The sequence below is a fragment of the Variovorax sp. P1_G12 genome, from assembly GCF_056405555.1.
Map to the genome: position 1 here is coordinate 85,384 of NZ_JBFUBW010000010.1, position 23,382 is coordinate 108,765.

The window sequence follows — 23,382 nt, forward strand, 5'->3', positions numbered from 1 at the left end:
GGCCTACTTGGGGCAGAATCCTTCCGAATGCAAACGACCCCGCAAGCAGGAAGTTCCTCCTGCGCGAAGGCCAAAGGAACCCCAGAGCGAAGTGGCGTCACCTGGTATCGGAACCGTTCGGTCGGCGCCTGACGAGAAGCGTGAATATGCACTCAGCCTCCGCCACCATCTTCGACGAAGCCTATTACCAGCGGTACTACTTCGACAAGAAGACCAAAGTGGTGGACCCACAGCGTGCCGAGCGCTTGGGCGCATTCGTCTGCGCTTATCTGCGATACCTGCGCGTGCCCGTCAATCGAGTGCTCGACGTGGGTTGCGGCATCGGGCTCTGGCGCGACATCGTGGCGCGAGAATTCCCCTTGGCCAGCTACCACGGCGTGGAGTACAGCGAGTATCTGTGCGGGCGCTACGGGTGGGAGCGCGGCTCGGTGGTGGATTACCAAGTCAGGAAGCCCTTTGACTTCGTCATCTGCCAGGGCGTACTGCCTTATCTCAGCCCGCAAGATTTGAAGCGCGCTCTGCGCAACCTGAGCCTGCTGAGCCAGGGCGCCCTGTATGTGGAGGCAGTGACGCGCGAGGACTACGAGCGCGACATCGTCGATGAGGACCTCACCGACCCCCACATCTATCGCCACCGCGCCGAGGTCTACCGGCACGGGCTGTCGCGGCACCTTCAAGAAGTGGGCGGCGGCGTGTGGCTGAGCCGGCAAGCCGACGTGCCACTGTTCTCACTGGAGTGCGTCACAGAGTGACGGTTCCCCCGGAAAGCTCCTCAGGCAAAGGTGCGACTGTGTCGCCGTCGAGTGGCGACCGATTCGAGGCTGAAGGGTGCGGGCTCCGACTGCATGGTTCGCTTGGGCAACGGCGTCGCGCGAACGATTTTTTCCTCAGGCATCGCGTACGGCGCCCATCCACACGCCACAGTTCTACGCAAAATTCGTGAAGTAATGCACGCCCACTAGGCCGTCCGGTCAATGGTGTGGACAACAGGAAGAACCTAACGTTGACACGTGACGCGCACTTTCGTGCGCGGGCTCAAACTGACGCGCGCGAACTCGACACTTCGCCCGTCAACTCCTTCTGGCTGGTTGAGAAAGGTGGAAGCGTTCAACACGCGCGGCCCGCCACCAGCCAGCCTTTTGCTGCCGCCGTGGCACCAGGCGATCCACGAAAAGCTCGCGGTCACCAACGTGGCCGGGTTGATCGAGGCGCTGCGGCTCGCGGACTGAGGCGCTTCGCCGCCATCTGCCGGGCGCTAAAAGAAATGGCCCGGGGCAGATGAACTCCCGCCCGCGGATCCCCAACTGGGAGGCCATGTGGTCGTTGGATTGGCCCAGACGGCGAGGGCCAAAAGCCCGATGAGAAGAAACAGGCCGATAACCGCCCAACGGAGCCATTTCGCCTTCCACACAGCAAGAATCACCACGGCACCAATGCTGGCAGCTATGCCTATCGAAGCAGGGTCTTTCATGGTGCCGGATTATCGGCGGCTTTACCAATCCCATTCCTTGCGATCTGTCAGACAAGCGCCCGAGCGGGGTGCATTTCGCCGCTCCCCCGGCGAAGCGGCGGCCGATCGTGTCGCAATAAGGCCCAGGCTTGACAAGGTTTCGCCCTTGCCCCGCAATGAATCAGATGGCAAAACTGCAGACGTCCAACGTCCCAAAGGAGTCCGAAAATGCCGATGGATTGCCTGCGTCGCATTGCTGAACGGGATCTGCCCTGCTCGGTCTACGAACTGGCCGAGATCGACAACCTTCGCGTCCTGCGCGCTGCCGGAATGATCATGGCCTTCCTGCCGCCGCCTGAACCCTTGCCGCACGGCGCCTTGAGCCAGAAACCAGCCCAGGTACTGGCGATCACGAGAAAGGGGTGGGAGGTGTTGAAAGGTCGAATGGCGGCGTAGGGCCGGCCGCGATGCTCAGCGGCTGCAGCCACATGTCGGCCGCATCGACGTACCCCCTCCTCCGCCATTCTTCATGGGCTGAAATCACCGCTCCTGCTCCACTACGCTCTCGGCCCAAAGTGTCTGAGGGCCTTGCGACCCAGCGCAGTGACCATGTGGACGCAAACAGGTTGGATCGTCCCGGTGGGTGGGAAGCTGCAGGCGACGTGCCCGGCGTCGTGAAGAATCCTGAGCTTGTCCTGAACCACCGGGTCGACGACCTCAAGAGGCATCTCCGCATCGGCGAGCGCCTGGAGCAGTTCCATCGGCATGGCAGACCTCCCCAAATGTGCTGAGCGTTCTGGCGGACGGTCGCCGGCTGCTGCAAGGCTCGAGACAGGTTGCACCGTCCGTATCTGGCGAGAGTTGAGTCGACGAAAGAAGGATAGCCAAGCCAGAATCTATCCCTTTTTTGAGTACTTCTTCTATCAGCTGATGGAGTGAGCCGACAGCGCGGTGTGCGGCGCCAGTGCGCGGGCGGCGCCACGCTTGACCTGGCTGGAGAGCGAGGTTCGCGCCGGCTTACCGGGGCACTCCGGTGATCGAGACCGGCCTACCAGCGCCCAGCGCGCCATCCCACACCGATCGACAAGACCTGTTCACTCCAATCGACTCCACCTGGTTTTGAAACGCTCTCGGACGCATCGAGAAACACAAGCGACATCCGGATGCAGGAGCCACGACTGTCAGCGCTCAGGCGGATGGCGTCAACCTCAGTTTCTTTCGGAAAGTGTCAAGAACTTTCAATTGAATCGCTTCAGAGCATGGACGAACTGTTAAAGGGCCTGCACTTCGAGCGAGAGATCATCGTCATGTGCGTTCGCTGGTATCCCGGCGGAATTCTGGCTCCACGGGCTTGCGCTGATGTAAGCCGCCGACGCTTGACCGCAACATCGAAAAAATCCGAAATCACCTCCACTGGAAGCCTACGCTCAACAGCAGCTCCTGGCCGACCGTAGCGGTTCATGACCATGTTCGAGTTCTTCGACGCACGGCTGGCGCCTAAAGAATTACCAGATTCTGCCGATATCGCTCAAGGCGGTCGCCAAAGACCAAGATTCCTCTGCATATGGTTGGATGGTAGGCGGCAGCCACCTCACTCTCGCCAGAAGCGCAGAAGGAAAGTTGGCTGCGACACGATGGTGCATTTTGTTGGTCACTACGAGGAGAGAGCACGTGCTGATTTGGAGAGGGTATGGAATTGTGGTTGTGGTATTCGCGGTCGTCGGCCTGGTTGTCGGCAAGATTGGTGCGGAGAGTTTGTGGGGGGCCCCGATTCCAGTCGACAAAAGACAATGGTCTGAACTGATAGGCATGTGCCTTGCCGCAGCCTTGGTTTACGGACTGCACCTCCTCTTGCAAAGGGCTTCCGAGCCGCGCGCTGTTATTGACAAGAAGACCGGGAGGGAGATGGTCCTAGTGACCAAGCACGACCTCTTCTTCATTCCAGTGAAGTACTGGCCATTCATTTTGCTCGCGCTGGGATTGGTGTTTTTCTTTGAGAAGTAGTCATCGCTCCCAGCTTGGGACGCTTGCTTTCCGTTGCACTCGTTCCTGATGTTGGCCATGGGATGGAGGGCTGTCGGCTCTGTCATTCTCGTCAACGGAGAGGCGTAGCGACGCACCACAAGGGCAGCGCCGGTGCAGGAGCATTTGATTGAGAGGATGGTCTTGGCCGCGTGCAGCCTTGTCTGTGCCCCCCGGACACCCAGATGCCATCACCAGTGACAAATCGGACGGTGCCGCAGAGAATCCAGCCTGGGGGTTAGCCGCTTGCGCGGTGCTGGTACGGAGCCGAGACGCTGTACACGTTGCGCCAGGTCTTGGCGTGAAGGAGCGAGAAAATGACGACCACGACGGACCCGAAGGCCTGCAAGACCTTCGCCGAGTTCTACCCCTTCTACCTCGGGGAGCACAGCAACCGCACTTGCCGCCGCTTGCACTTTGTCGGCTCGACCCTTGCCCTGGTTTGCCTGGCAATGCTCGCAGCAACTGGGCGGCTGCAGTACATCCTCTACGCGCTGCTGTGCGGCTACGGTTTCGCGTGGGTCGGCCACTACGTGTTCGAGAAGAATCGGCCGGCCACTTTCAAGCGCCCTCTGTATAGCCTGGCGGGCGACTGGGTGATGTACCGCGACATCTGGGCCGGCCGCATTCCATGGTGATGCACGCCGTCCACGCAGCGATGCCGACATCCGCGCCGAGTGCCGCGCACCCAGCCACGTGAGGCGAAGCGAACTGTCCGCGCTAGACCGGTGGGGTGAGTGTGCCAATCTTGGAGGAACTCATCTCTCTCCGGGGTTCGCCGCTTGGTTCATTCGCTCGCGTGTGAGGAGCACTCGACCGCGCGCGGCAGTTCGTCTACCAGGTAATCCAGGAAGGCTCGCACCGAAGGCAGCCAACCCTGCCGAGCGGGCAGTACGGCCGTCAGACGCGAGTCGACTGCGCGCCAATGCGGCAACACCCGGACCAGCCTTCCCGTTGCCTCTTCCTCTCGGCACACGTAGCCGGGAAGCATAACCACGCCCAGGCCGGCACAGGCAGCCTGCTTCAATGCAACCATGTCGTTGCTCACGAAGCGGGCGGTAATTGGCACTATGGCAGCGGGTTCCTCCTCGAATCGAAGAGACCAGCTATTCGTCGTTCCCCGGCCGAGCGCGATGGCACTGTGGGTCACTAGATCATCGGGGTGGTGCGGAACACCTTTGTCATGGAGATACGTCGCAGAGGCGAACAGATACCAGGGAACCGCTGCCAGCCGACGCTGCACGAGTGACGAATCAGGCAGAGGGTCGGCGTGTGCGCGAATGGCCAGGTCGTACCCTTCTCCAACAATGTCCGTCATCACGTCGGAGGCGTGATGCTCGATACTGACCTTCGGATACATGCGCATGAAGGCGGGGAGGATGTCCCGCAACGCAAACTGCGCAACCGTCACGGACGACGTGATGCGGATCGTCCCACTCGGTTCGCTCTGCCGCTGGCGGCCGACATTCTCCGCAGCCTCGGCAGCCCGAAGCAAGGATTGCGCATGGCGGTAGAACTCGCCGCCCACGTTCGTCAATCCAAGTTTTCGGGAGCTCCGATTGAGCAACTGGACCCCGAGATCCGTCTCGAGCTGTTGAACACGCAGGCTCAATGTCGACTTTGACGCGCGCAGCACCCGCGCGGCAGCGGTAAATCCGCCATGGTTCACCACCTGCACGAAATAGAAGACATCTGTCAGGCTCAACATCCCGGCATCATCCCATTTTTTAAAACGATGCGTCAGACTTTCTCTGGCTTCTCGAACGATGAATGAATCCATACAGTTCAGTTCTCAACTTTATGGAGTCGGAGATGTCGAGGTCTTTCTCTAAAAGGGCAGTTGTTCAATTGGCCGTCAGTGCACTGCTCATGGCACTTGGAACCGGTGCCATGGCGGCCGACACCAAGGCGGCACAAGCCGGCCAAACCACCGGAGCTGACATGGCCCAGCCTATGCCAAGACAATTGGAAATGCTGTCGCGCCAGAACACCGTGCTGCTTCTGGTCGATCAGCAGCTTGGCTTGTACACCGGCGTGCGCGACATCCCCGTGGCGGACCTCAAACACAACGTTGCTGCACTGGCCAAGGCCGCCAAAGCGCTGGGCATCCCGGTCGTGCTGACGGCCACCATGCCAGATGGCCTGTGGGGCCCGATCATCCCCGAACTGACTGCGGCCCTGCCCGGAGTGCCGGTCATCACCCGTACGGTGATCAATGCCTGGGACGACCTGAAGGTGCGGGCCGCCATCGAAAAGACCGGCCGCAAGCAGATCCTGGTTGCCGGCGTCTCGCTGGAGGTCTGCGCAGCGTTCCCCGCCATGTCCGCTAAGGCGGCCGGCTACGACGCGCGCGTGGTGCTCGATGCTTCTGGCACGTTCAACGAAGCCAAGCGGGTGGGCGGCCTGCAGCGACTCACGCTCGCGGGGGTGCCGGTGACGGACTACGCCACCGCAGGGGTCGAACTGCTGGGGGACAACGCGGACCCGAAGGCCCATGACGTTTACAACGCGCTGGACATTCCCTTCGCGACGCTGGTCTGGCAGTTGAAAAACGCCCCGCAATCCAAGAACCAGTGAGGACAGCCGTGGGCACCCGATTATCAAAAGTGGCGACTGCGACGGCGCAGCCGGTAGGCGCCGGATGCACCATCGCTCACTTCCGGCACGACGCGTTCGGGGGTACGGCGATGTCACCCTTCGTGATGGTGGATCACTTTCATATGTGGCAGCCCACTTTCGACGTGCACCCCCACGCAGGGTTTTCTGCGGTCACGCTCGTTTTCGAGGACACGAAGGGTTCCATGGTGAGCCGCGACTCGATTGGCAACAATGCGACGTTCGGTGCAGGTGACCTGCATTGGACGATGGCGGGTCGCGGGATCCTGCACACCCAGCTTCCGATGGCATTGGCGCACATCCATGCGCTGCAGATTTTCGTGAATCTGCCAGCATCCCTGAAGCATCTGCCGCCGGATTCGTTCCACATCGGCCACGACCGGATGCCTATCGTCGAAACAGAGAAGGGTACGCGTGTGCGCGTCGTTGCTGGAGATTTCCAAGGTCGGTCCTCCCCAACCCGGGCGCCCTGTCCCATCCTGATGCTCGATGTGCAGCTTGAAAAGGCCGGCGCGTCCATCGAAGTGCCTTTGCCGGGCGAATGGAATGCATGGGTGCATGTGGTCCAGGGGAGCGTTGTCGTGGACGGCAGTACCGAACTGCAGACCGATCAGGCCATCTGTGCCAGTGCCGACGGCACTGGCGGCATCGTCGGTCTGCGCACTGGCGAAGGGGCGCACTGCGTCGTGCTGGCAGCCGAGCGGATCAATGAGCCCGTCATTTCTCACGGGGCATCGAAGTCCATAACCCCTGACCAAATGGAGTGCAGATCATGACCACGAACAAAGTCGCCGTTGTTACTGGCGGCTCACGCGGAATCGGCGCAGCGATTGCCAAGAAACTCGCTGCGCAAGGCACGGCCGTTGCCATTGTGTACCGCGGCAATCGCGCGCAGGCGCATTCGCTCATCGACGCCATCACGGCTGCAGGCGGCACGGCCGCAGCGTTCGCGGCCGATGTGGCTGATCAAGCAGCGGCGCAGAGCGTGATAGACGCGATCGTGGCCCAATTCGGCCATATCGACATTCTGGTCAACAACGCCGGTGTGTTTGAAGCGCGCACCTTTGGCGACATCGACGCCGAGCACGTAAGTCGCGTGTTCAGCGTCAACATCGGCGGCGTCCTGAATATGACCCAGGTTGCTGTACCTCATTTCCCCGCTGCGGGCGGGCGCATCGTCAACGTTTCCAGCAACCTCATCTACGCGCCACGTCCCGGGACAGCGATCTATTCGGCAAGCAAAGCTGCCGTTTCCGTCTTGACCAACGCCTTTGCCAAGGAGCTTGGCGCACGCGGGATCACCGTCAATGCCGTGGCGCCATCCATGACCAGCACGGACATGACCGCTGCCACCCCTGAAGCCCGTCGTCAGGCGGTCATTGCGGCCACGCCTGCAGGCCGCATTGGGGAGCCGGCAGATATCGCTGACGTCGTCGTCTTCCTGACTTCGGAAGATTCGCGTTGGATCACGGGACGCACCATCCTGACTGACGGTGGCTTGACCGATGCGCTGTAGGAGGTTCCATGCATGCGTTCGACCCGCGCTTCGACTGGCCTGGGGCGTGTGCCTGCTGATGGTCACGTTTCACAGTTCTGCTATTGCACAGAGCCAGCGGCCTTTGAAGGCTTTGACGGTGCTCGGATTTGAAGGGGCCTTCAACCTGCCGGTATGGATCGCACAGCGGAACGGCTATTTCGAACGTCAGGGTCTCAGCGTCAAGCTCGAGTATCCAAAGGGTTCCGTCGAGGTCGTCGAACGGTTGCAGGCGAACACCGGTCAGCTGGCGCTCACGAGCGTAGACAACGTGATCGCGTATGCCAACGGGCAAGGCGAAACAACCTCCGGTTTGGCCGCGGACCTCGTCGCGGTCATGGGCGGTGACCGTGGCTTGCTGTCCCTCGTCGCTCGCGCGGATGTGCGAACCGTAGCCGGATTGGAGCACCGCTCTGTGGCAGTGGACGCGATGACCACTGGATTTTCCTTTGTTGCGCAAGAACTGCTGGCATCGGAGGGACTGCAGACTAACTCGGTCGAGTGGCTGACCGCCGGAGGCACTGGGAGCCGCTATCGAGCGCTCGTCGCCGGGAAGTTTGATGCAACCTTACTGCGCTCGCCGTTCGAGTATCTGGCAGGGCAAAAGGGGTTTCGCGTGTTGATGCGCGCGCAGTCTGTCCTCCCGAAATACCTGGGAACCGTCGGAGCGGTTCGGAGCCAATGGGCCAAGGAACATGCAGAGGAACTCGAAGGATTTCTGACGGCGTACCGGCAAGCACTGAACTGGTTCGCGCGCGCCGACAACCGAGAGGCCGTGCTCGCATTGCTCTTCGCGAACTTTCCCGAGCTTCGCGCAGAAGATGCTCGCAAGGTCTATGAAGACCTGCGCGATCCCGCGTACGGACTGATACCGACACTTGAGATCGACGCGGAAGAGTTCGCCACCGTGAAGCGCCTCCGCGCCAAACACACGAGCGTGCCGATGCCCATCAGCGCCAAGCCGCTGATCGACCTCACCTACTTGCAGCGTGCACAAGCGCGCGCCGATTGGCAGGCGTTCTAGGCAGGCTGCATCGAGGTTTGCATGAAGACCGAACGACAACTTTTTTAAACCAAGGAGATCGAAAGATGACGACCTTCAACAGTGTCAAGATTGCGGCCCTGCTGGGCAGCGTCGGCGTGTTGTGCAGCATTCCGGCCGCGGCCGCGGAACATATGACCAAGAACGCGTATCAGACCGAGCGCGCCTTCTCGCCAGCAGTCGTGACCGAAGGCGGGAAGACCATCTGGTTGGCCGGATCCTCTGCGTTGAAAGATGCCAGCGGCAAAGATATCGCATGGGATTTCGATGCGCAATTGAAGCGTGTCTGGGAGCAGATCGACGAGGTGCTCCACAGACAAGGGGGCACGCTCAAGGACATCGTGACCATTACCGTCTTCATCACTGATTCGCGTCTCGGCGACAAGGTGGTCGAGTCACGCAGGCAGATCTGGAGAGATGGTAACTATCCCGGAAGTGCTCTGATCACCGTGGCCAATCTGGCCAAGCCGGGCCTGCTCGTGGAGATCCAGGCAATCGCTGTGGTCGGTGACAAGCGGCCAGAAGCCGCCAACTAGTGGCTGATCCCGTTTCGATTTTACGTACAGCAAGAAGTTGGGAACCTCAGCTGTATGGAGAATCGAAATGCGAGTGTCCGCGCCGAAGTAAAACTGAGCCACCGCTGGAGCAATGGGATGACCAACCCCCTCTTTGTGACAGGGGAGCGGGAATGGAAGAAGCAGCGGGCTGCCTCACCATCCAGGAGTTCCACATGGCAACAGTTCGAGTCGGCATTGACCTGGCCAAGAACGTCTTTCAGGCTCATGGCATCGATGATGCATGGCACCGTGACGTTCAGGCAGCAGTTCAAGCGTGCTCACCTTCGCCCATTTCGCGGGTCGGAATGCGGGGTTCGCGATGTCGCGCAGGGCGCCAATCCGCTCCATCTTCTTTGTGAGGTCCAGCTCGCGCTTCTGATAGTCCTTGTCGTGCAACACGTGCTGGCCCGAGCGATGACGCGTAGCGCTCCTCGGCTCGAAGTACTGAGTGCCGGCGGCTGTGGTTGCGATGCGCCACTTCGAGTTCGAACGCTTTGACGAACGCGACCCGATCAAGCGGGTTCGTTGTGGGGAGGGCGTGACAGAGCTGATGCGCGCCGAGGCCACTTCGCGGCGCCGTTCCTCTTTCGCTTGGAATTCAGCCTCTGAGGCCCTGGCGCGCTCTATCTGTTCCTCCAGCAACTGGGCCGCGAATTGAAGAGGCAACAGCAACTTCCCATTGCCGGTATGTGAACGACCGACTACATAGGGAGAGAAGCATGAAAAATTGGCGGCGACTCGTCTTGTGGACACGAGGGGCTCCTGATGCGGAGCCCCCCGGACCTCAGGCTCCTGGAATTGAACGACCGGCAGAAAGTTCCGGACGGCTCTTCGTCGACATCGAGGTTCGTGCTCGAACCAACTGCATCCGCGAACGCACGAGTTCACAGACGCCATTGACGGCATGCGATCGGTTGACTTCAAGTACAGGGAGCGGGTTGCGGGCCGTGCGGTGGAGCATCTGAGAGAACTTGGATTGCTCGCTCCCGGTTCGGCATAGAGCCCGCTCCGATGCAATCCGCTGCGGATTCAACCGGTCGATGCAACACACTGAGAACTGCGTAGGCAGAAGGAGTGTTGCAGATGAAGCGGAGACCTCGGATCTGAAAGTCAGAAGGCCTTGATGTGGGAGCGCTGGAATGAAGGCGCAACTCTCCATGAGATTGCCAAGTTGTTTGATCGATCCCACCCGTCGATCCAGCGGATTCTGGCCGAGACAGGCGGAATACGACCGCCGGAGCGACACCTTTCCCAAGTGGCGCTGACTTTGGCCGAACGAGAGGAGATCTCGCGTGCATTGGTGGCTGGCTTTTCGATCCGCACGATCTCCATGACCCTCGCGCGAGCGCCGTCTACCGTCAGCCGTGAGATCAAGCGCAATGGTGGTCAAGGATGCTATCGGGCGACTCAGGCTAGCGTGGGGATGAAGGTGCGCTGGTGAGCGCGACGCAGCGCGATCGGTCGACGCGGCCTGCGCCGCACGAACGACATTGACGTTCTTCGGATAGAGGCGCCGCGTCAGGTCAAGGCGCTCGAACGGGAGGTTGCGCCCCAACCCGCTGGAACACCAGGCCGCCGATGTGCATTTCCTCCGGGTCCTTCCCCATCACCATGCGAAGCTCGGCCAGGTCGCGGCCGTCGTTGCCGGGGACCTTGACGGTCATGCCGGCCTCGTTGTCGTTGACCACGCGCAGCAACTGTTCGTTGTCCAGCAAGATGTAGCCCGGCATCTCCGCCAATTCGTCGATGCGCCAGATCATCGGCGGGAGCAGGCGGCTCACGAGCGAATCGGGGGAGTCGCCGACATAGAGCCATTGACTCCCTACGCGCGCTTTCCACGCGGCCGGCAGCGGTGTTTCCAGCGGCGGCAGCCATTCGCCCATGGGGTTCTCGCCCCAGTACAGCGCGTTGGCCGAGAGCGTGCGCCCGATCAGGTAGCGGTGCCCCAGCATGGTCTGGAAGCGGTAGTACACGGTGGTTTGACCATCGGGCCACCAGTTCCCATCGCCTCGCGCGCGAAGCTGCTCCTGCTTCGCGGTGTCCCACTGGCGTTCGTCCTTGCTCCAGCGGCGCAGCGTCAGCGAACCGTCGGCTGCGCTCGAGACCTGCACGGGGGCGATGGAGTTGGCATAGACGCCCACCAGGGCGCTGCGGTCTGGAGCAGGAGACACCAAAGGCGGCACCGTGGAGACGATGGCGGGGGGCAGCGCCCGGATCGCGCCGCGTTCCGCCGCGGCGCGCAGCAGTAGCCCCTCGGCCAGCGCGCGCGGCTCGTAGTCGTGCCCGCTGCCGCTGATCAGCATGGCCAGCCGGGCTTCGGGGAGCACGAAGAAATCGGAGGCGAAGAAGAAGGTGCCACCGTTCTTGGCCCAGGCCCGCAGCCCGGCCGCGTCCAGCCCTGCCTGCTGCATCGAGTCCCATCCCAGCCCCCAGCGCCATGACGATGCAGCGGGATTGAGGCGTGTGCGGGCGCTCTGGTCGATGCCCATTTCGCGCACTGCCTCGGCCGAGACGATCCGCCGGCTCTGGTAGACGCCCTGGTCCAGGAACATCTGCGCCAGCTTCAGCATGTCGGTGGGTGTGCTGAACACTCCGCCGGACGCGAAGGGCGTGGACATTTCCTGTGACAGGCTGCGACCCTTGAAATAGGGGTGCACGTAGGTGCCTTCGGCGGCAGGCGTCACCGGATAGCCGGACAGGGTCATGCCCAGGGGGCCGAAGATTTCCCGCTGGACGAATTCGTGGAAAGGCAGCCCGGTCAGCGCGCGGACCAGCGGCTCCACCATGGTGAAGCCGTCGTTGCAGTAGACCGCGAGTTCGCCCGGCTCGTGCTTCAGATGCAACTGCGCCAGCGCCAGCATGGTGTCCTGGGCATAGTCCAGATAGGGCACGAAGGCCCCGTTGTTGCGCATGTTGTTGCCCGGGAAGCCCGAGGCATGAGACAACAGGTGGCGCACAGTGACCTGCTTGAACTCCGGCGAGAGCATGCGAAAGCCGGGCAACAACTCGACCAGCGGCTGGTCGAGCGTCAATTGGCCGCGGTCGCGCAGGATCATCACGGCCAGGGTGGTCACGACCTTGGAGACCGAGCCGATGTTGAAGCGGGTGTCGGTGGTGGCCTGCACTTCGCGCTCGCGGTCGGCGAAACCGAAGGCCTCGCGCCAGACCACCCGGTCGTCGGCCAGCAGGGCCACGGAAACCGCGGTCGTGGTGGTGCTGTTGCTTCGGTTCAGTGCCGCTTGAATGGTCTCGCGGCACCAGCGCACCGATTCGGGATCGGCCTGCGGCAGCAGCGATGCGGCGGTCGAACCGGAGCTTCCACCGCCGCAGGCCTGCAGCAGTGGCGCCGCCAGTCCTGCGGTCACCCAGCCCAGGCAATCGCGGCGTGACAGTCGAAGGGGTGATGGTGCAGCGGGATCCAGCGGTGCGTGTGGCGTGGTCATCGGGCGTTGTGTGTCGGGCTTCTGCTCATGCATGCGTGGATTGCCTAGGTCGCCATTCGCTGGAACACCAGCGTGCCGCTGTGCATTTCTTCCTGCCCGTTCACCATCACCATGCGCAACTCGACCAGCTCGCGTCCTGCGTTGACGGGAACCTTGATGGTCATGCCGGCTTCGTTGTCGTCGATCACCCGCAGCAGCTGCGCGTTGTCCCAGAGGACGTAGCCCGGCATCTCGGCCAACTCGTCAATGAGCCAGATCCTCGGGCCGAGCCGGGCTTCGACCGAAGCCGGGTCGTCGTTGACACTGAGCCATCGGCTGCGCCGCCGGGCTTGCCACGCTGGCGGCAGTGGCGCGTCCAGCGCCGGCAGCCATTCGCCCACGGGTGATTCGTTCCAGTACAGCTGGTTGTCGGAGAGACTGCGCCGGATCAGGTAGCGACGGCCTTCCATCGTCTGGAAGCGATAGCAGACGGAGGGCTGTCCATCGGACCACCAGCGGCCATCGGTGCGTGCGCGCAGCTGCGCCTGCACGGTGGTCCAGCCAGCCTCGCCCCAGCTGCGCACGGTCAGCGAACCATCGTCTGCGGCGAGCACTTGCGCGGGTGCGTTGTGATTGGCGTAGATGCCCACCAGCGCTGCGCGGTCCGGTCCAGGCGACACCGCCGGCGGAACGATGGGGACGATCGCGGCAGGCATCGCCTGGATCGCGCCGCGCTCCGCGGCCGTGCGCAGCAGCAAGCCCTCCGTCAGGGCCAGCGAGCCGTAGTCGAAGCCGTTGCCGGTGATCATCATGGCCAGCCGGGCCTCGGGGAGCACGAAGAACTCGGTCGAGAAGAAGGTGGTGCCGCCGTTCTTCGACCAGCCCCGCAGCCCTGCCGCCTCCATGCCCAGCTGCCCCACCGTATCCCATCCCAGTCCCACCCTGAAGGTGGGCGTGAGGTTGATGCGCGTGCGCAGGACCTGGTTGACGCCCATGTCCCGGATCGACTCGGCGGAGACGATCCGGCGGCCTTCGTACACGCCTGCGTCGAGGAACAGGCGCGCCAGCTTCATCATGTCGGCGGGTGTGCTGATGACGCCTCCGGTCGCGTAGGCGGCGGGCATCTCCTGCGACAAGGTCCGGCCCTTGTACCAAGGGTGCACGAAGGTGCCTTCGGCGGCGGGTGCCAGCGCAAAGCCGGAGAGGCTCATGCCCAGGGGGTCGAAGAACTCGCGCTGGATGAAGGCCGGATACGACAGCCCGCTGAGCTGGAGCACCAGCAGCTCCACCATCGTGAAGCCGTCGTTGCAGTAGACCGCGAGTTCGCCCGGTTCGTGCTTCATGCGCGACAACGCCAGCGACTGCAGGGTGTCCTGCGCATAGCCCGGTACCGGGGCGAAATTGAAGACGTTGCGGAAGTTGACGCCCGGTACCCCCGAAGAGTGGGAGATCAGGTGGCGCACGGTGATCTGCTTGAAGTTGCCCGAGCGCATGCCGAAGGCGGGCAGCAGCTCGACCACCGGCTGATCGAGGGCGAGCTGCCCCCGGTCGCGCAGGACCATCACGGCCAGGGCAGCGACGACCTTGGCCACCGAACCGATGTTGAAGCGCGTGTCAGGGGCCGCCAGAAGCCCGGTCTCGCGGTTGGCCTGGCCGAAGGCTTCGCGCCAGACCACGCGGTTGTCGGCCAGCAGCGCCACGGACACGGCGGTGGTGGCGCTGTCGCTGCGGTTCAGCGTCTTGAGGATCGCCTCCCGGCACCAGCGCACCGATTCAGCATCGGGCGGGACCGAAAGAAAGGCGGACGTGCCGGACCCACCTCCGCCGCAGGCTTGCAGCAGCGGGGCGGCCAGCCCCGCCGTGGCCAGGCCCAGGCACTGCCGACGCGAAAGGCGGGATGCAGGGAAGGCGGAGGATTCGAGCGAAGTGCGTGCAGAGGTCATGCTGAAGGGCTGTCTGTGTGGGTTGAATGGAGCTCGCTCGCCCGCCCATCCGCCACGCTGGCGATCCTGTCCGCGCGATCGCCGATCACGTGGCACCGGGCATGGAATCCGCGCGTGACAACGCGCTGCGGATGATTGGCCAGGACGTGCCGATGCCGTCGCTTCGAATCGACGCGCAGATTCGAACTGCTGCAGGCAGCAGCGGCTTTGGGGCCGATCACGAGCGGCGGCTGAATCGGACAGGACGGCGCGCGTGCCGGCCGCCAGCGGGATGTGTCCCACTGCTCTGGCGTCGGATCGGCGTCTGACCTTGTTGCAACGCTGACATATTGTGCCAATATAATACGTATTATTGATTCAATCAAGCCCGCAAGATCCCGCGTTCCGGCAGCGCTCGCGGGTCCCGACACCACACCATGAACGACATTGACCAGCGACCGGACTTCCGCACGAACGGCCTGTGGGATTCCATGTCGTCCGCCCTCACCCGCCGCCGCCTTCTGGGTGCAGGCGCCGGTGCCGGATTGGGTTGGATGCTGCCCGCTTGCGGCGGCGGCGGCGCCGGCTCCGGTAGTACGGTGATCGGCGGCGCCGGCGCGCCCCTGACGAGCCGCATGCCGATGGCTTCCACCGACCCAGTGAAGGCCGAGACGGTGCGTGCCCTCGCACGCGCCACCCTCAAGACCCGCTTTGCGCGCGCGGTCCTGGTGCGCGTCACGGTGGATGGCAAGGAAATCATCACCGAGGCCTTCGGCGAGTCCGCCGCCGGGGTGCCGGCCACCACGGACATGCATTTCCGCAATGGCGCGGTGGCCATCGCACTGGTCGCCATGCTGCTGCTGCGACTGGTGGACGAGGGGAAGGTGGCTCTCGATGACAAGGTTGCCACCTGGCTGCCGAAGCTCCCGCATGGAGACCGCGTGACCCTCAGGCACCTGGCTCAGATGACCGCCGGCTATGCGGACTACGTGCGGGACCCGGATTTCGTCAATGCATTCCTTGCGGACCCGTTCCGGCGCTGGACAACTGACGAACTTCTTGCCTTCGCGATCCACAAGCCGCTTTTCTTCGAACCGGGCACCAACTGGGCCTATGCCCACACGAACTACATCATCCTCGGCCTCGCCCTGGAGAAGCTCACAGGACGTTCGGTCAAAGACCTGATGCAGGAAAAGGTGCTCGGCCCCCTCGGCATGACGCAGACCTCCGACCCGGAAAGCGCCTCCATCCCCGAACCGGTGCTGCGTGCATTCTCATCAGAGCGCAGAGAATTTCTCGGCGTTGCGGCCGGTACACCCTTCTATGAGGAGTCCACCTTCTGGGACCCGTCGTGGACCATCACGCACGGTGCGGTGCAGGTGACCGACCTGTACGACCTGCACACCAGTGCAATTGCCTTTGGCAGGGGCACAATCCTCTCCCCCGAATCTCACGCGGCCCAAGTGTCCACCGCGCTGCGTGGCAAGAGCACCCCGGTTCCCGGGTGTGTGACCTGCCTTCGCCAATGGGAGGGCTACGCCTTCGGGCTCGGTGTGGTCACGAGTGGCAACTGGGTGCTCCAGCCCCCGATGTTCGGCGGGTATTCGGCGGTCGCGGGCTATCACGAAGGCAGCCGGCTGGCCATTGCTGTGGCCGTGACTTACACACCCGAGGCTTTCAACGACGCGGGTGACTACAAGAACGGCAACGAAGCGGAGAACCTGTTCGTCAGGATTGCCACGGCGCTATTGCCTGACGACCTGCTACCCATTGCGCGAAGCTGAAAGAAAGCCCTTGGTCACCCCGCCCCCCGACGCGCTGCCCGAGTACGGATGTCCTTACGGCAGAGGAAGCTCGCGCATGAGGTTGCTTCGCACCCACGTGAACGCCCCGGACTGGACGTTGCTCGCTTGCCAGCGGCGGAATTCGGGATCGGCTGACAACGGGTCGGTGACCTTGGCGTACGCCGTCGCGTTCTCGAACTGCACGGTCAGAACATAGTTGCCCAGTTCGCCTGCGGCCACGCTCCAGAACTGCGGGTTGGGCGCGCCATGCTTCTTCCAGAGTGCCGCGCCCACCTTCACGGCTTCGATGACGGCCCCGAGATCGGCGCCGGGGTTGGGTCTCAGGACATATCGCGCTTCGTAGGCCATGGAGGTCTCCTTCGTCGCAGCAAGAGACCGATATTGAAGCACTTGGGCGCTTGCGGGGCAATCGACATTTGCAGGGCCAAAGTGTCGGCCACGTCGATCCCCTCACAGTCCAGGACTGCTTTGCATGATGCCGCCGTCCGCGAAGATCGTGGTGGCCGTCAGGTAGCTCGCGCCATCGCTCGCGAGGAACGCCACCACGCTCGCAATTTCCTCCGGACGGGCCATGCGGCCCAGCGGAATGGCCGAATTGAGTTTCTTCAGCAACACCGGATCGTTCATGGTCGACAGGTTGATCGGCGTGGCCACGGCACCAGGACCGACGCCGACAACGAGGATGTTGTGTGGCGCCAACTCGACGCCCGCCGTGCGCGTGAGCATGCGTATCCCGCCCTTCGACAGGCAGTAGGCTGCGTTGCCCGGCATCGGCCAGTCCTCATGCACGGAGCTGACGTTGATGATGCGCCCACCTCCTCCCTGTTTGATCATCTGCTGCGCGGCGAGCTGGGTGCCGAAAAACGCGCTCTTGAGATTGATGGCGAGCACCTTGTCGTAACCCGCCTCGTCCGTGTCGAGCACGGAGGTGCGTGTCTCGATCCCGGCGTTGTTGACCATGATGTCGACGCGGCGGAACCTCTTGACGGCAGTGGCGATCAGCCTTTGCAAGTCGGCGACCTTGCTCACGTCAGCTTCCACCCCGATCGACTGGTCTCCCAAGGCGAGGACTTGCTTCTCTGTGGCCTCGGTCGCTTCGGGGTGCACGACATAGTCGATGACGATGTTGGCCCCTTGCTTGGCGAGTTCCAGGACGATGGCGAGACCGATGCCGCTGTTGCCGCCGGTGACGACGGCGACTTTGCCTTTCAGGTTCATGGTTCATCTCCTTGATGGGTGATGGTGGAGGTCCGGGTCGAGCTTTGATTCCGCGCGCGCAGCACTTCCGTGACGAGTGGAGATGGGCGGCGGCGGGTGATGAGCACGGCGAGCATGGCGAGTGCCAGCGCGGCGCCGGTGGTCGCGCCATAGATCGCGCCCAGGCTCAAGCCCAACCGGGACTCGAGAGGGCCGACGCCGAAGGCCGCAATCCCGTAGCCGATCTGGTAGGACGCAATCAAGCCGCCCGCCACCGATGCGGCGATGGTTTTGAGTTCCGTCTGACCGAAGCTGATCACCAGCGGCAGCAACGCCGAACAACCGAAGCCTGCCAGGGCAAAGGCCGGGATGCCGAAGAGCGGCTGGGTCGGCCGCAGGAAGGCAATGACGACAAAGCCAGCAGCCACGAGCAGCGGCAGGACCTGGAAGACGGCACGCTCGGGAAACCACTTCTCGATGACGGCGAAGAGGATGCGCCCCGCGGTCACCATCCCCCAGAAAACGGTGAGAGCGAGCGAGGCCTGCGTGGCGCTTGCGCCCAGTTCTTTCGTCATGTAGAGCGAGGCCCAGTTGCCGTTCGTCGTTTCGCAGACACCGTACAAGAGCGCGAATCCGGCGAAGACCCAGAACCGGGAAGGGAATTTCGTCCACCCGCTCATGACCCCGGTGCTGTCAGCCCCAGCACTCGGACTGAGCGGCAATCGCGCACTGAACATGAGCAATCCCAGGATCAACGCGCCCACCAACACCGGCAGTCCCCACCAGATGCCCAAGCCGACGAACACCGCGACCAGGATCGGCGCCAGCGCGGTTCCCGAACCAAGCAGGGCGTTCAGCGCCAGCACCGCCTTGTCCGGTTTCTGTGAAAAGCACGCGGCGGCGAACGTGTTGAGCGTCGGCACGGTGAACCCGAAACCGACGCCGAGGCAGCCGGTGGCGACGAGCAGGACCACGTAAGCGACTGCGTGTTCGCTCATCACGAACCGGCTCAGAACGAGCAACGCCATCGACGCCAGATTCGCGACGAGTCCGATCAGGTAGATGCGCTTGGCGCCGAGGCGTCGTGCCAAACCGGCGCCCAGCAGGGCCGAGCCGATTGCCGTCACCGCCTGGGGCACGAACATGCCGCCGTACTCCGTCCTCGACAGACCGAAATCGTTCGCGCTCGTGAAGACGGCGCTCGCGGCCGGAAACGTGACCAGCGCCACGCCCTGTATCAAGCCGGCGCCGTACACGGCGGCGATCTCTTTGCGCCGGACGATCGGTTGATTTGTCATCGAACGCGTTGCAGCAGATGCTCGCCGACTCGCAAGGCGTTCGCAATGGCGGTCAACGACGGATTCACCGCCCCAATGCTCGGGAAAAAGCTCGTGTCCACGACGTACAGGTTGTCGAGCTCATGCGCCTTGCAGTTGACGTCGAGTACGGAGGCCCTCGGGTCGATGCCGAAGCGGCAGGTGCCGGCCTGGTGAGCCACGCCGGCGATGGGAATGTGCTTTCCCATGTAGAGCGTGTTCGGGATCAGGTGCGGATGCATGTCCATGTGCTCGAGCATCGCCTGCAGTTTCCTTCGCAGGCGATTGAGCGGCTCCACGTTCGTGAACTCGTAGTGAAGCTGGATTTCGCCTCTGGAATTCACGGTCACGCGATTCTGCGGAAGCGGCAAGTCTTCGCTGGTGAGCCAGAAATCCACCGCGTGCCGGGCCATCTGCTCCAACGTGAAGCCGGGCGCGAACTCCGGCGCATCCTCCTTGAACATCGGCCCCTGGGATTTGCCGAGCATCTGGATGTTGCCGAGCGGAAACTCATAGTCCGGCGCGCCGAAATAGAAATCGTTGACCGTGAGCGTCTTCTGGAACTCGGTCGGGTTCTCGCGCCGGGAAAGGGCGACCAGCGCGACGGCGTTGTGAAACATGTAATGGCGACCCACCATGTCCGAACCGTTGGCCAGGCCGCGCGGATATTTTTCGTCCGCCGACATGAGAAGCAGCCGTGCGGAATTGGCGGCGCCGCAGGCTACGACGACGATGCTGCCGGTGTATTCCTCGCGCCGGCCGTCGCGTTGCACGATCACGCGGGTCACCGCGCGTCCGCTGGCGTCGGTTTCGAGCCGCTGGACGTGGGCGTTTCTTGCCAGCGTCACGTTGGGGTACTGCAACGCGGGCCGGACGGCGATGACTTCAGCGTCCGCCTTCGCGTGGACGAGGCAGGGATAGCCGTCGCAGGAATTGCAGCGTATGCACCGGCTGTGGGGACGGTCCGCCTCCTCGAGCATGATGCCCGTCGGCGCGTACGCCGGTCGATAGCCCGCGCGCTTCAAGCCATCGGCGATCTCCTGGACGCGCGGCTCATGGCTTACAGGTGGAAACGCATAGGGTGTGCTGGCCGGTGGATCGGTGGGGTCGTCGCCGCGCTGGCCGTGGACGTGGTAGAGCTTTTCTGCCTGCGTGTAGTAGGGCTCGAGCTCCTCGTACCGGATCGGCCAGTCGGGCGTCGAGCCGTCGGCAGTGCGATGGGCAGTGAAATCCCGTTCGCGCAACCGAAACATCGCGGCGCCGAACATCTTGGTCGCGCCGCCGACAAAGTAATGGACACCCGGCTGGAACGGCTTGCCCTCCGAGTCGTACCACGCGTCCTGCGACACGTAGCGGTTCTTCACGAAGACTTCGGTCGGATCCCAATTCTGCTTCTCGCGCGGCAGATAGTCGCCGCGTTCGAGAATGAGAATGCGCTTGCCGGAAGGCGCCAGCTTGAGGGCGATCGTGCCGCCACCGGCGCCGCTGCCGATGATGATGAAATCGTAGTGATCGTCGCTTTGCATGAGGCTTCCCTGCCGGTGGAACCCAACTGCAGGAGTGGGCGCCTCTTCCGTCTCCGGCAGGGTCGAAAATCGTTACGTTGGTAACTGGACGATGTCGGTACCGCACGCGAGCGGGCAAACCGCCGCGCCGAAATCAGGATGGAAGTTGGCTTCCAACGGACGGCTCGACCGACTAGACTGACAATCTGGTGCCATCACCGAATCCGCCTCGGCGCCGGCTGCCCTACGGGAGGTCGAATGGCTCTTCGCATCGAAGACTACGGACTGATCGGCGACATGCACACTGCGGCACTGGTCGGCATCGATGGCTCCATCGACTGGCTGTGTCTGCCGCGCTTCGACTCTTCCGCGTGTTTTGCGAATCTGCTGGGCACGCAGGAGAACGGTCGATGGCGCATCGCTCCGGCCGGAGACATCGTCGCCACGACGCGACGGTACCGGCCCTCGACGCTCGTTCTCGAAACCGAGTTCGAGACGGCCGACGGCATGGTCCGGATCATCGACTGCATGGCTCTGCGGGTATCGCATCCGCGGATCGTCCGCATCGTGGAGGGCGTGCGCGGCACCGTACCGATGTCCAGTCGGCTCAACCCGCGGTTCGACTACGGCAAGACCGCGCCGTGGATCATCGCCAGGGATCAGGCGGTGAGCGCTGGCGCGGGGCCCGAGGCGGTGGAGTTGCGGGCCGACGTGCCGATCACGGCGCGGGAGCGTCGGCTCGAAGCCGACTTCTCGGTGCGCGCGGGCGAGCGCGCTTGCTTCGTTCTCACGTGGCACCTCTCCTGGGAAGACACGCCGCCGCCGATCGATGCTGTCGATGCCGTGGCCGAGACCGAGGCTTGGTGGCGCGCCTGGTCGGGTCGTTCGACCTACAAGGGTGCGTGGAAGGACGAGGTCGAACGCTCCCTTCTCACGCTCAAGGCCCTGACTCACGCGCCCACCGGCGGGCTCGTGGCCGCGCCCACCACGTCGCTTCCCGAGTTCCTCGGCGGCGTGCGGAACTGGGACTACCGGTTCTGCTGGATCCGGGACGCCGCGCTCGCGCTCGACGCGCTCATGGCGGCTGGCTACGTGGAGGAGGCGACCCAATGGCGCGACTGGGTGATCCGCGCCGTCGCAGGCGACCCTGACGATCTGCAGATCATGTACGGGATCGGCGGAGAGCGCCGCCTCGACGAGTACGAACTCGGCTGGCTGGCGGGCTACGAGGGGTCCGCCCCTGTGCGGGTTGGAAACGCTGCCTCGGGGCAACTGCAGCTTGACGTGTATGGCGAGTTGGCCGACGCGATCTATCGGGCACGGCGGCTCGGCATGACGCCCGTCGCCGCAGCGCTGGATCCCACGCAGAGTTTCGTCCAGTGGCTCGAGCGCCATTGGCGCGAACCTGACGATGGCATTTGGGAGGTTCGGGGCCCTCGGCGTCAATTCGTCCACTCGAAGGTGATGGCCTGGGTCGCCGCCGACCGCGTCGCGAAGATGCTGGAAACGTCGGGTCATGAGGGCGCGCCGGAGGCGTTGCTTCAGATGCGGGACGACATCCACGAGGAGGTGTGCCGGATGGGCTACGACGCCGAGCGAAACACGTTCACCCAGTACTACGGGTCCACGCAGCTCGATGCGGCCCTGCTGCTGATCCCGCAGGTCGGATTCCTGCCGGCGACCGACCCGCGTGTGGTGGGCACCGTGGAAGCCATCCAACGGGAGCTCGTGCACGACGGGTTCGTGATGCGGTACATCCCGGACAAGGACGCGGCCGACGGATTGCCGCCGGGGGAAGGCGCGTTCCTCGCGTGCAGCTTCTGGCTGGTCAACGACCTGGCCATGCTCGGGAGACTCGAAGAGGCCCAGGCGCTTTTCGACCGGTTGCTCTCTCTTCGAAACGATCTCGGGCTCTTCTCCGAGGAGTACGACCCGCAGCACCTGCGACTGATCGGAAACTTCCCTCAGGCGTTCACTCACCTGACGCTCATCGCCAGCGCCATGACCCTCTCGAAGGCTACCGGTGCGCGCGGCTCAACCGCCCGGGACCGATGAGCTCGGTCTACGCGGCCTCGCCACACTCGGGCGCGCAGTACGAAATCCGTCACGGCTCGCAGCGGGCCATCGTGACCGAAGTTGGCGCGACTCTGCGCCACTACTCGGTGGAGGACGCGGACATCATCGATGGATTCGGGATGGAAGAGTGGTCGCCCAGCGGCCGCGGACAGGTGCTCGCTCCCTGGCCGAACCGCCTCGACCGCGGGCAGTACCGGTTCGAGGGTCGGGGCGGCCGAGCGGCGCTGGACGAGCCCGAGTTGCAGAACGCGATTCACGGGCTGGTGCGATGGCTCCCATGGAAAACCGTTTCGAGGTCATCCGGTGAAGTCGAGTTGACCTGCGCCCTTCATCCGCAGCCGGGGTACCCGTGGCGGCTCGACCTGCAGGTTGGGTATCGACTCGATGAGACAGGCCTGACGGTTTCCTTCCGGGCGCGCAACGCCTCGAGCGTCCCCGCGCCCTTCGGAATCGGTTTCCATCCCTACCTGACAGTGGGTACCGCCATCGATGACGCGGTCCTGCAGATCCCGGCGACCCGATGCCTGGTGATGGACGATCGCGGGCTGCCGATCGGAGACGAAGCGGTCGCCGGATCGGACCGGGATTTCACCGAACCGAAGTCGATCGGTTCCATGCGGCTCGATACGGGCTATACGGACCTCGTGCGAGGGGCCGACGGCCTCGCGCGCGCATCCGTGGCAGGGCCCGACGACGGCCGAAGTGCAAGCCTTTGGGCCGACTCGTTGTTCCGATACCTCATGGTTTACACGGGCGACAAGCTCGAGGCCGTCTCGCGTCGACGACGCGCTATTGCGATCGAGCCAATGACGTGCCCACCGAATGCTCTGCGTTCAGGGATCGATCTCTTGAAAATGGAGCCCGGGCAACTCGTCGAGGGCCGCTGGGGGTTGGTGCCGGACTGAGCCTTCCGCGGCA

22 protein-coding genes and 1 pseudogene are annotated in these 23,382 nt (G+C 63.4%); 14 read left to right on the forward strand and 9 right to left on the reverse strand.

Going from position 1 to position 23,382, the window contains the following annotated elements:
* The first annotated feature begins 146 nt into the window (after positions 1-146).
* The 3 genes from AC1D2O_RS13640 to AC1D2O_RS13650 all read left to right on the forward strand — a co-directional run bounded on the left by AC1D2O_RS13640 (position 147) and on the right by AC1D2O_RS13650 (position 1,906).
* Positions 147-752, forward strand: coding sequence for a methyltransferase domain-containing protein (locus AC1D2O_RS13640; protein ID WP_478089854.1), 606 nt, complete (start codon positions 147-149; stop codon positions 750-752).
* A 258-nt stretch (positions 753-1,010) separates the two neighbouring features.
* Positions 1,011-1,229, forward strand: a complete 219-nt coding sequence (locus tag AC1D2O_RS13645) for a hypothetical protein (protein ID WP_478089855.1) — start codon at positions 1,011-1,013, stop codon at positions 1,227-1,229.
* Positions 1,230-1,678: 449 nt separating this feature from the next.
* Positions 1,679-1,906, forward strand: a complete 228-nt coding sequence (locus AC1D2O_RS13650) for a hypothetical protein (protein WP_478089856.1) — start codon at positions 1,679-1,681, stop codon at positions 1,904-1,906.
* A 101-nt stretch (positions 1,907-2,007) separates the two neighbouring features.
* On the opposite strand, the gene AC1D2O_RS13655 is transcribed toward AC1D2O_RS13650, so the two are convergent.
* Complete coding sequence (locus tag AC1D2O_RS13655) at positions 2,008-2,217, reverse strand: hypothetical protein (protein WP_478157195.1); 210 nt, start codon at positions 2,215-2,217, stop codon at positions 2,008-2,010.
* 904 nt (positions 2,218-3,121) lie between these two features.
* On the opposite strand from AC1D2O_RS13655, the gene AC1D2O_RS13660 reads away from it, so the two are divergent.
* Positions 3,122-3,454, forward strand: a complete 333-nt coding sequence (locus AC1D2O_RS13660) for a hypothetical protein (RefSeq protein WP_478085815.1) — start codon at positions 3,122-3,124, stop codon at positions 3,452-3,454.
* Between the two features lie 335 nt (positions 3,455-3,789).
* Positions 3,790-4,110, forward strand: a complete 321-nt coding sequence (locus tag AC1D2O_RS13665) for an Mpo1-like protein (protein ID WP_478085817.1) — start codon at positions 3,790-3,792, stop codon at positions 4,108-4,110.
* Between the two features lie 149 nt (positions 4,111-4,259).
* Here AC1D2O_RS13665 and AC1D2O_RS13670 read toward each other — a convergent pair whose 3' ends face one another.
* Positions 4,260-5,252 carry a LysR substrate-binding domain-containing protein gene (locus AC1D2O_RS13670; RefSeq protein ID WP_478085819.1) on the reverse strand — a complete coding sequence of 331 codons (993 nt, stop codon included), beginning with the start codon at positions 5,250-5,252 and terminating at the stop codon, positions 4,260-4,262.
* Between the two features lie 110 nt (positions 5,253-5,362).
* Between AC1D2O_RS13670 and AC1D2O_RS13675 the strand changes: the two genes are divergently transcribed.
* The 5 genes from AC1D2O_RS13675 to AC1D2O_RS13695 all read left to right on the forward strand — a co-directional run bounded on the left by AC1D2O_RS13675 (position 5,363) and on the right by AC1D2O_RS13695 (position 9,200).
* Positions 5,363-6,049 carry an isochorismatase family protein gene (locus AC1D2O_RS13675; RefSeq protein ID WP_478085821.1) on the forward strand — a complete coding sequence of 229 codons (687 nt, stop codon included), beginning with the start codon at positions 5,363-5,365 and terminating at the stop codon, positions 6,047-6,049.
* A gap of 8 nt (positions 6,050-6,057) precedes the next feature.
* Positions 6,058-6,864, forward strand: a complete 807-nt coding sequence (locus AC1D2O_RS13680; RefSeq protein WP_478085822.1) for a pirin family protein — start codon at positions 6,058-6,060, stop codon at positions 6,862-6,864.
* Positions 6,861-7,604, forward strand: coding sequence for an SDR family NAD(P)-dependent oxidoreductase (locus tag AC1D2O_RS13685; RefSeq protein ID WP_478085823.1), 744 nt, complete (start codon positions 6,861-6,863; stop codon positions 7,602-7,604). Before AC1D2O_RS13680 ends, AC1D2O_RS13685 begins: the two co-directional genes overlap by 4 nt.
* A gap of 58 nt (positions 7,605-7,662) precedes the next feature.
* Positions 7,663-8,646: an ABC transporter substrate-binding protein gene (locus AC1D2O_RS13690; protein WP_478157197.1), complete on the forward strand. Its 984-nt coding sequence runs from the start codon at positions 7,663-7,665 to the stop codon at positions 8,644-8,646.
* Between the two features lie 65 nt (positions 8,647-8,711).
* A complete protein-coding gene (locus tag AC1D2O_RS13695; protein ID WP_478085827.1) occupies positions 8,712-9,200 on the forward strand; it encodes a RidA family protein in 489 nt (162 codons plus the stop codon).
* Positions 9,201-9,374: 174 nt separating this feature from the next.
* On the opposite strand, the gene AC1D2O_RS13700 is transcribed toward AC1D2O_RS13695, so the two are convergent.
* On the reverse strand, positions 9,375-9,974 hold the full coding sequence (locus AC1D2O_RS13700) for a hypothetical protein (RefSeq protein WP_478085828.1): 600 nt from the start codon (positions 9,972-9,974) through the stop codon (positions 9,375-9,377).
* 370 nt (positions 9,975-10,344) lie between these two features.
* On the opposite strand from AC1D2O_RS13700, the pseudogene AC1D2O_RS13705 reads away from it, so the two are divergent.
* Positions 10,345-10,635 (forward strand): annotated as a pseudogene (locus tag AC1D2O_RS13705) (helix-turn-helix domain-containing protein); the annotation flags it as partial.
* 109 nt (positions 10,636-10,744) lie between these two features.
* Here AC1D2O_RS13705 and AC1D2O_RS13710 read toward each other — a convergent pair.
* Both AC1D2O_RS13710 and AC1D2O_RS13715 read right to left on the reverse strand, forming a co-directional pair.
* On the reverse strand, positions 10,745-12,664 hold the full coding sequence (locus AC1D2O_RS13710; RefSeq protein ID WP_478157199.1) for a serine hydrolase domain-containing protein: 1,920 nt from the start codon (positions 12,662-12,664) through the stop codon (positions 10,745-10,747).
* A 44-nt stretch (positions 12,665-12,708) separates the two neighbouring features.
* On the reverse strand, positions 12,709-14,586 hold the full coding sequence (locus AC1D2O_RS13715; protein ID WP_478085831.1) for a serine hydrolase domain-containing protein: 1,878 nt from the start codon (positions 14,584-14,586) through the stop codon (positions 12,709-12,711).
* A 416-nt stretch (positions 14,587-15,002) separates the two neighbouring features.
* Between AC1D2O_RS13715 and AC1D2O_RS13720 the strand changes: the two genes are divergently transcribed.
* Positions 15,003-16,349, forward strand: coding sequence for a serine hydrolase domain-containing protein (locus AC1D2O_RS13720; RefSeq protein WP_478085832.1), 1,347 nt, complete (start codon positions 15,003-15,005; stop codon positions 16,347-16,349).
* A gap of 54 nt (positions 16,350-16,403) precedes the next feature.
* Here AC1D2O_RS13720 and AC1D2O_RS13725 read toward each other — a convergent pair whose 3' ends face one another.
* From AC1D2O_RS13725 to AC1D2O_RS13740, 4 genes are all read right to left on the reverse strand, one after another.
* On the reverse strand, positions 16,404-16,718 hold the full coding sequence (locus AC1D2O_RS13725; protein WP_478085834.1) for an NIPSNAP family protein: 315 nt from the start codon (positions 16,716-16,718) through the stop codon (positions 16,404-16,406).
* Between the two features lie 102 nt (positions 16,719-16,820).
* Positions 16,821-17,588 (reverse strand): SDR family NAD(P)-dependent oxidoreductase, encoded by a 768-nt coding sequence (locus tag AC1D2O_RS13730; protein ID WP_478085836.1) that lies wholly within the window; start codon positions 17,586-17,588, stop codon positions 16,821-16,823.
* Positions 17,585-18,865, reverse strand: coding sequence for an MFS transporter (locus AC1D2O_RS13735; protein ID WP_478085838.1), 1,281 nt, complete (start codon positions 18,863-18,865; stop codon positions 17,585-17,587). Before AC1D2O_RS13735 ends, AC1D2O_RS13730 begins: the two co-directional genes overlap by 4 nt.
* The gene (locus tag AC1D2O_RS13740; RefSeq protein ID WP_478157201.1) at positions 18,862-20,409 is read right to left on the reverse strand and encodes a GMC oxidoreductase; all 1,548 of its coding nucleotides are present in this window, start codon (positions 20,407-20,409) and stop codon (positions 18,862-18,864) included. Before AC1D2O_RS13740 ends, AC1D2O_RS13735 begins: the two co-directional genes overlap by 4 nt.
* Before the next feature lie 237 nt (positions 20,410-20,646).
* Here AC1D2O_RS13740 and AC1D2O_RS13745 point away from each other — a divergent pair, with 237 nt between their 5' ends.
* Entirely contained in the window at positions 20,647-22,443 is a 1,797-nt protein-coding gene (locus AC1D2O_RS13745; RefSeq protein WP_478157203.1) for a glycoside hydrolase family 15 protein, read from the forward strand.
* A complete protein-coding gene (locus AC1D2O_RS13750) occupies positions 22,440-23,369 on the forward strand; it encodes an aldose 1-epimerase family protein (RefSeq protein WP_478085844.1) in 930 nt (309 codons plus the stop codon). The genes AC1D2O_RS13745 and AC1D2O_RS13750 overlap by 4 nt, the downstream gene beginning before the upstream one ends.
* Positions 23,370-23,382 lie beyond the last annotated feature (13 nt).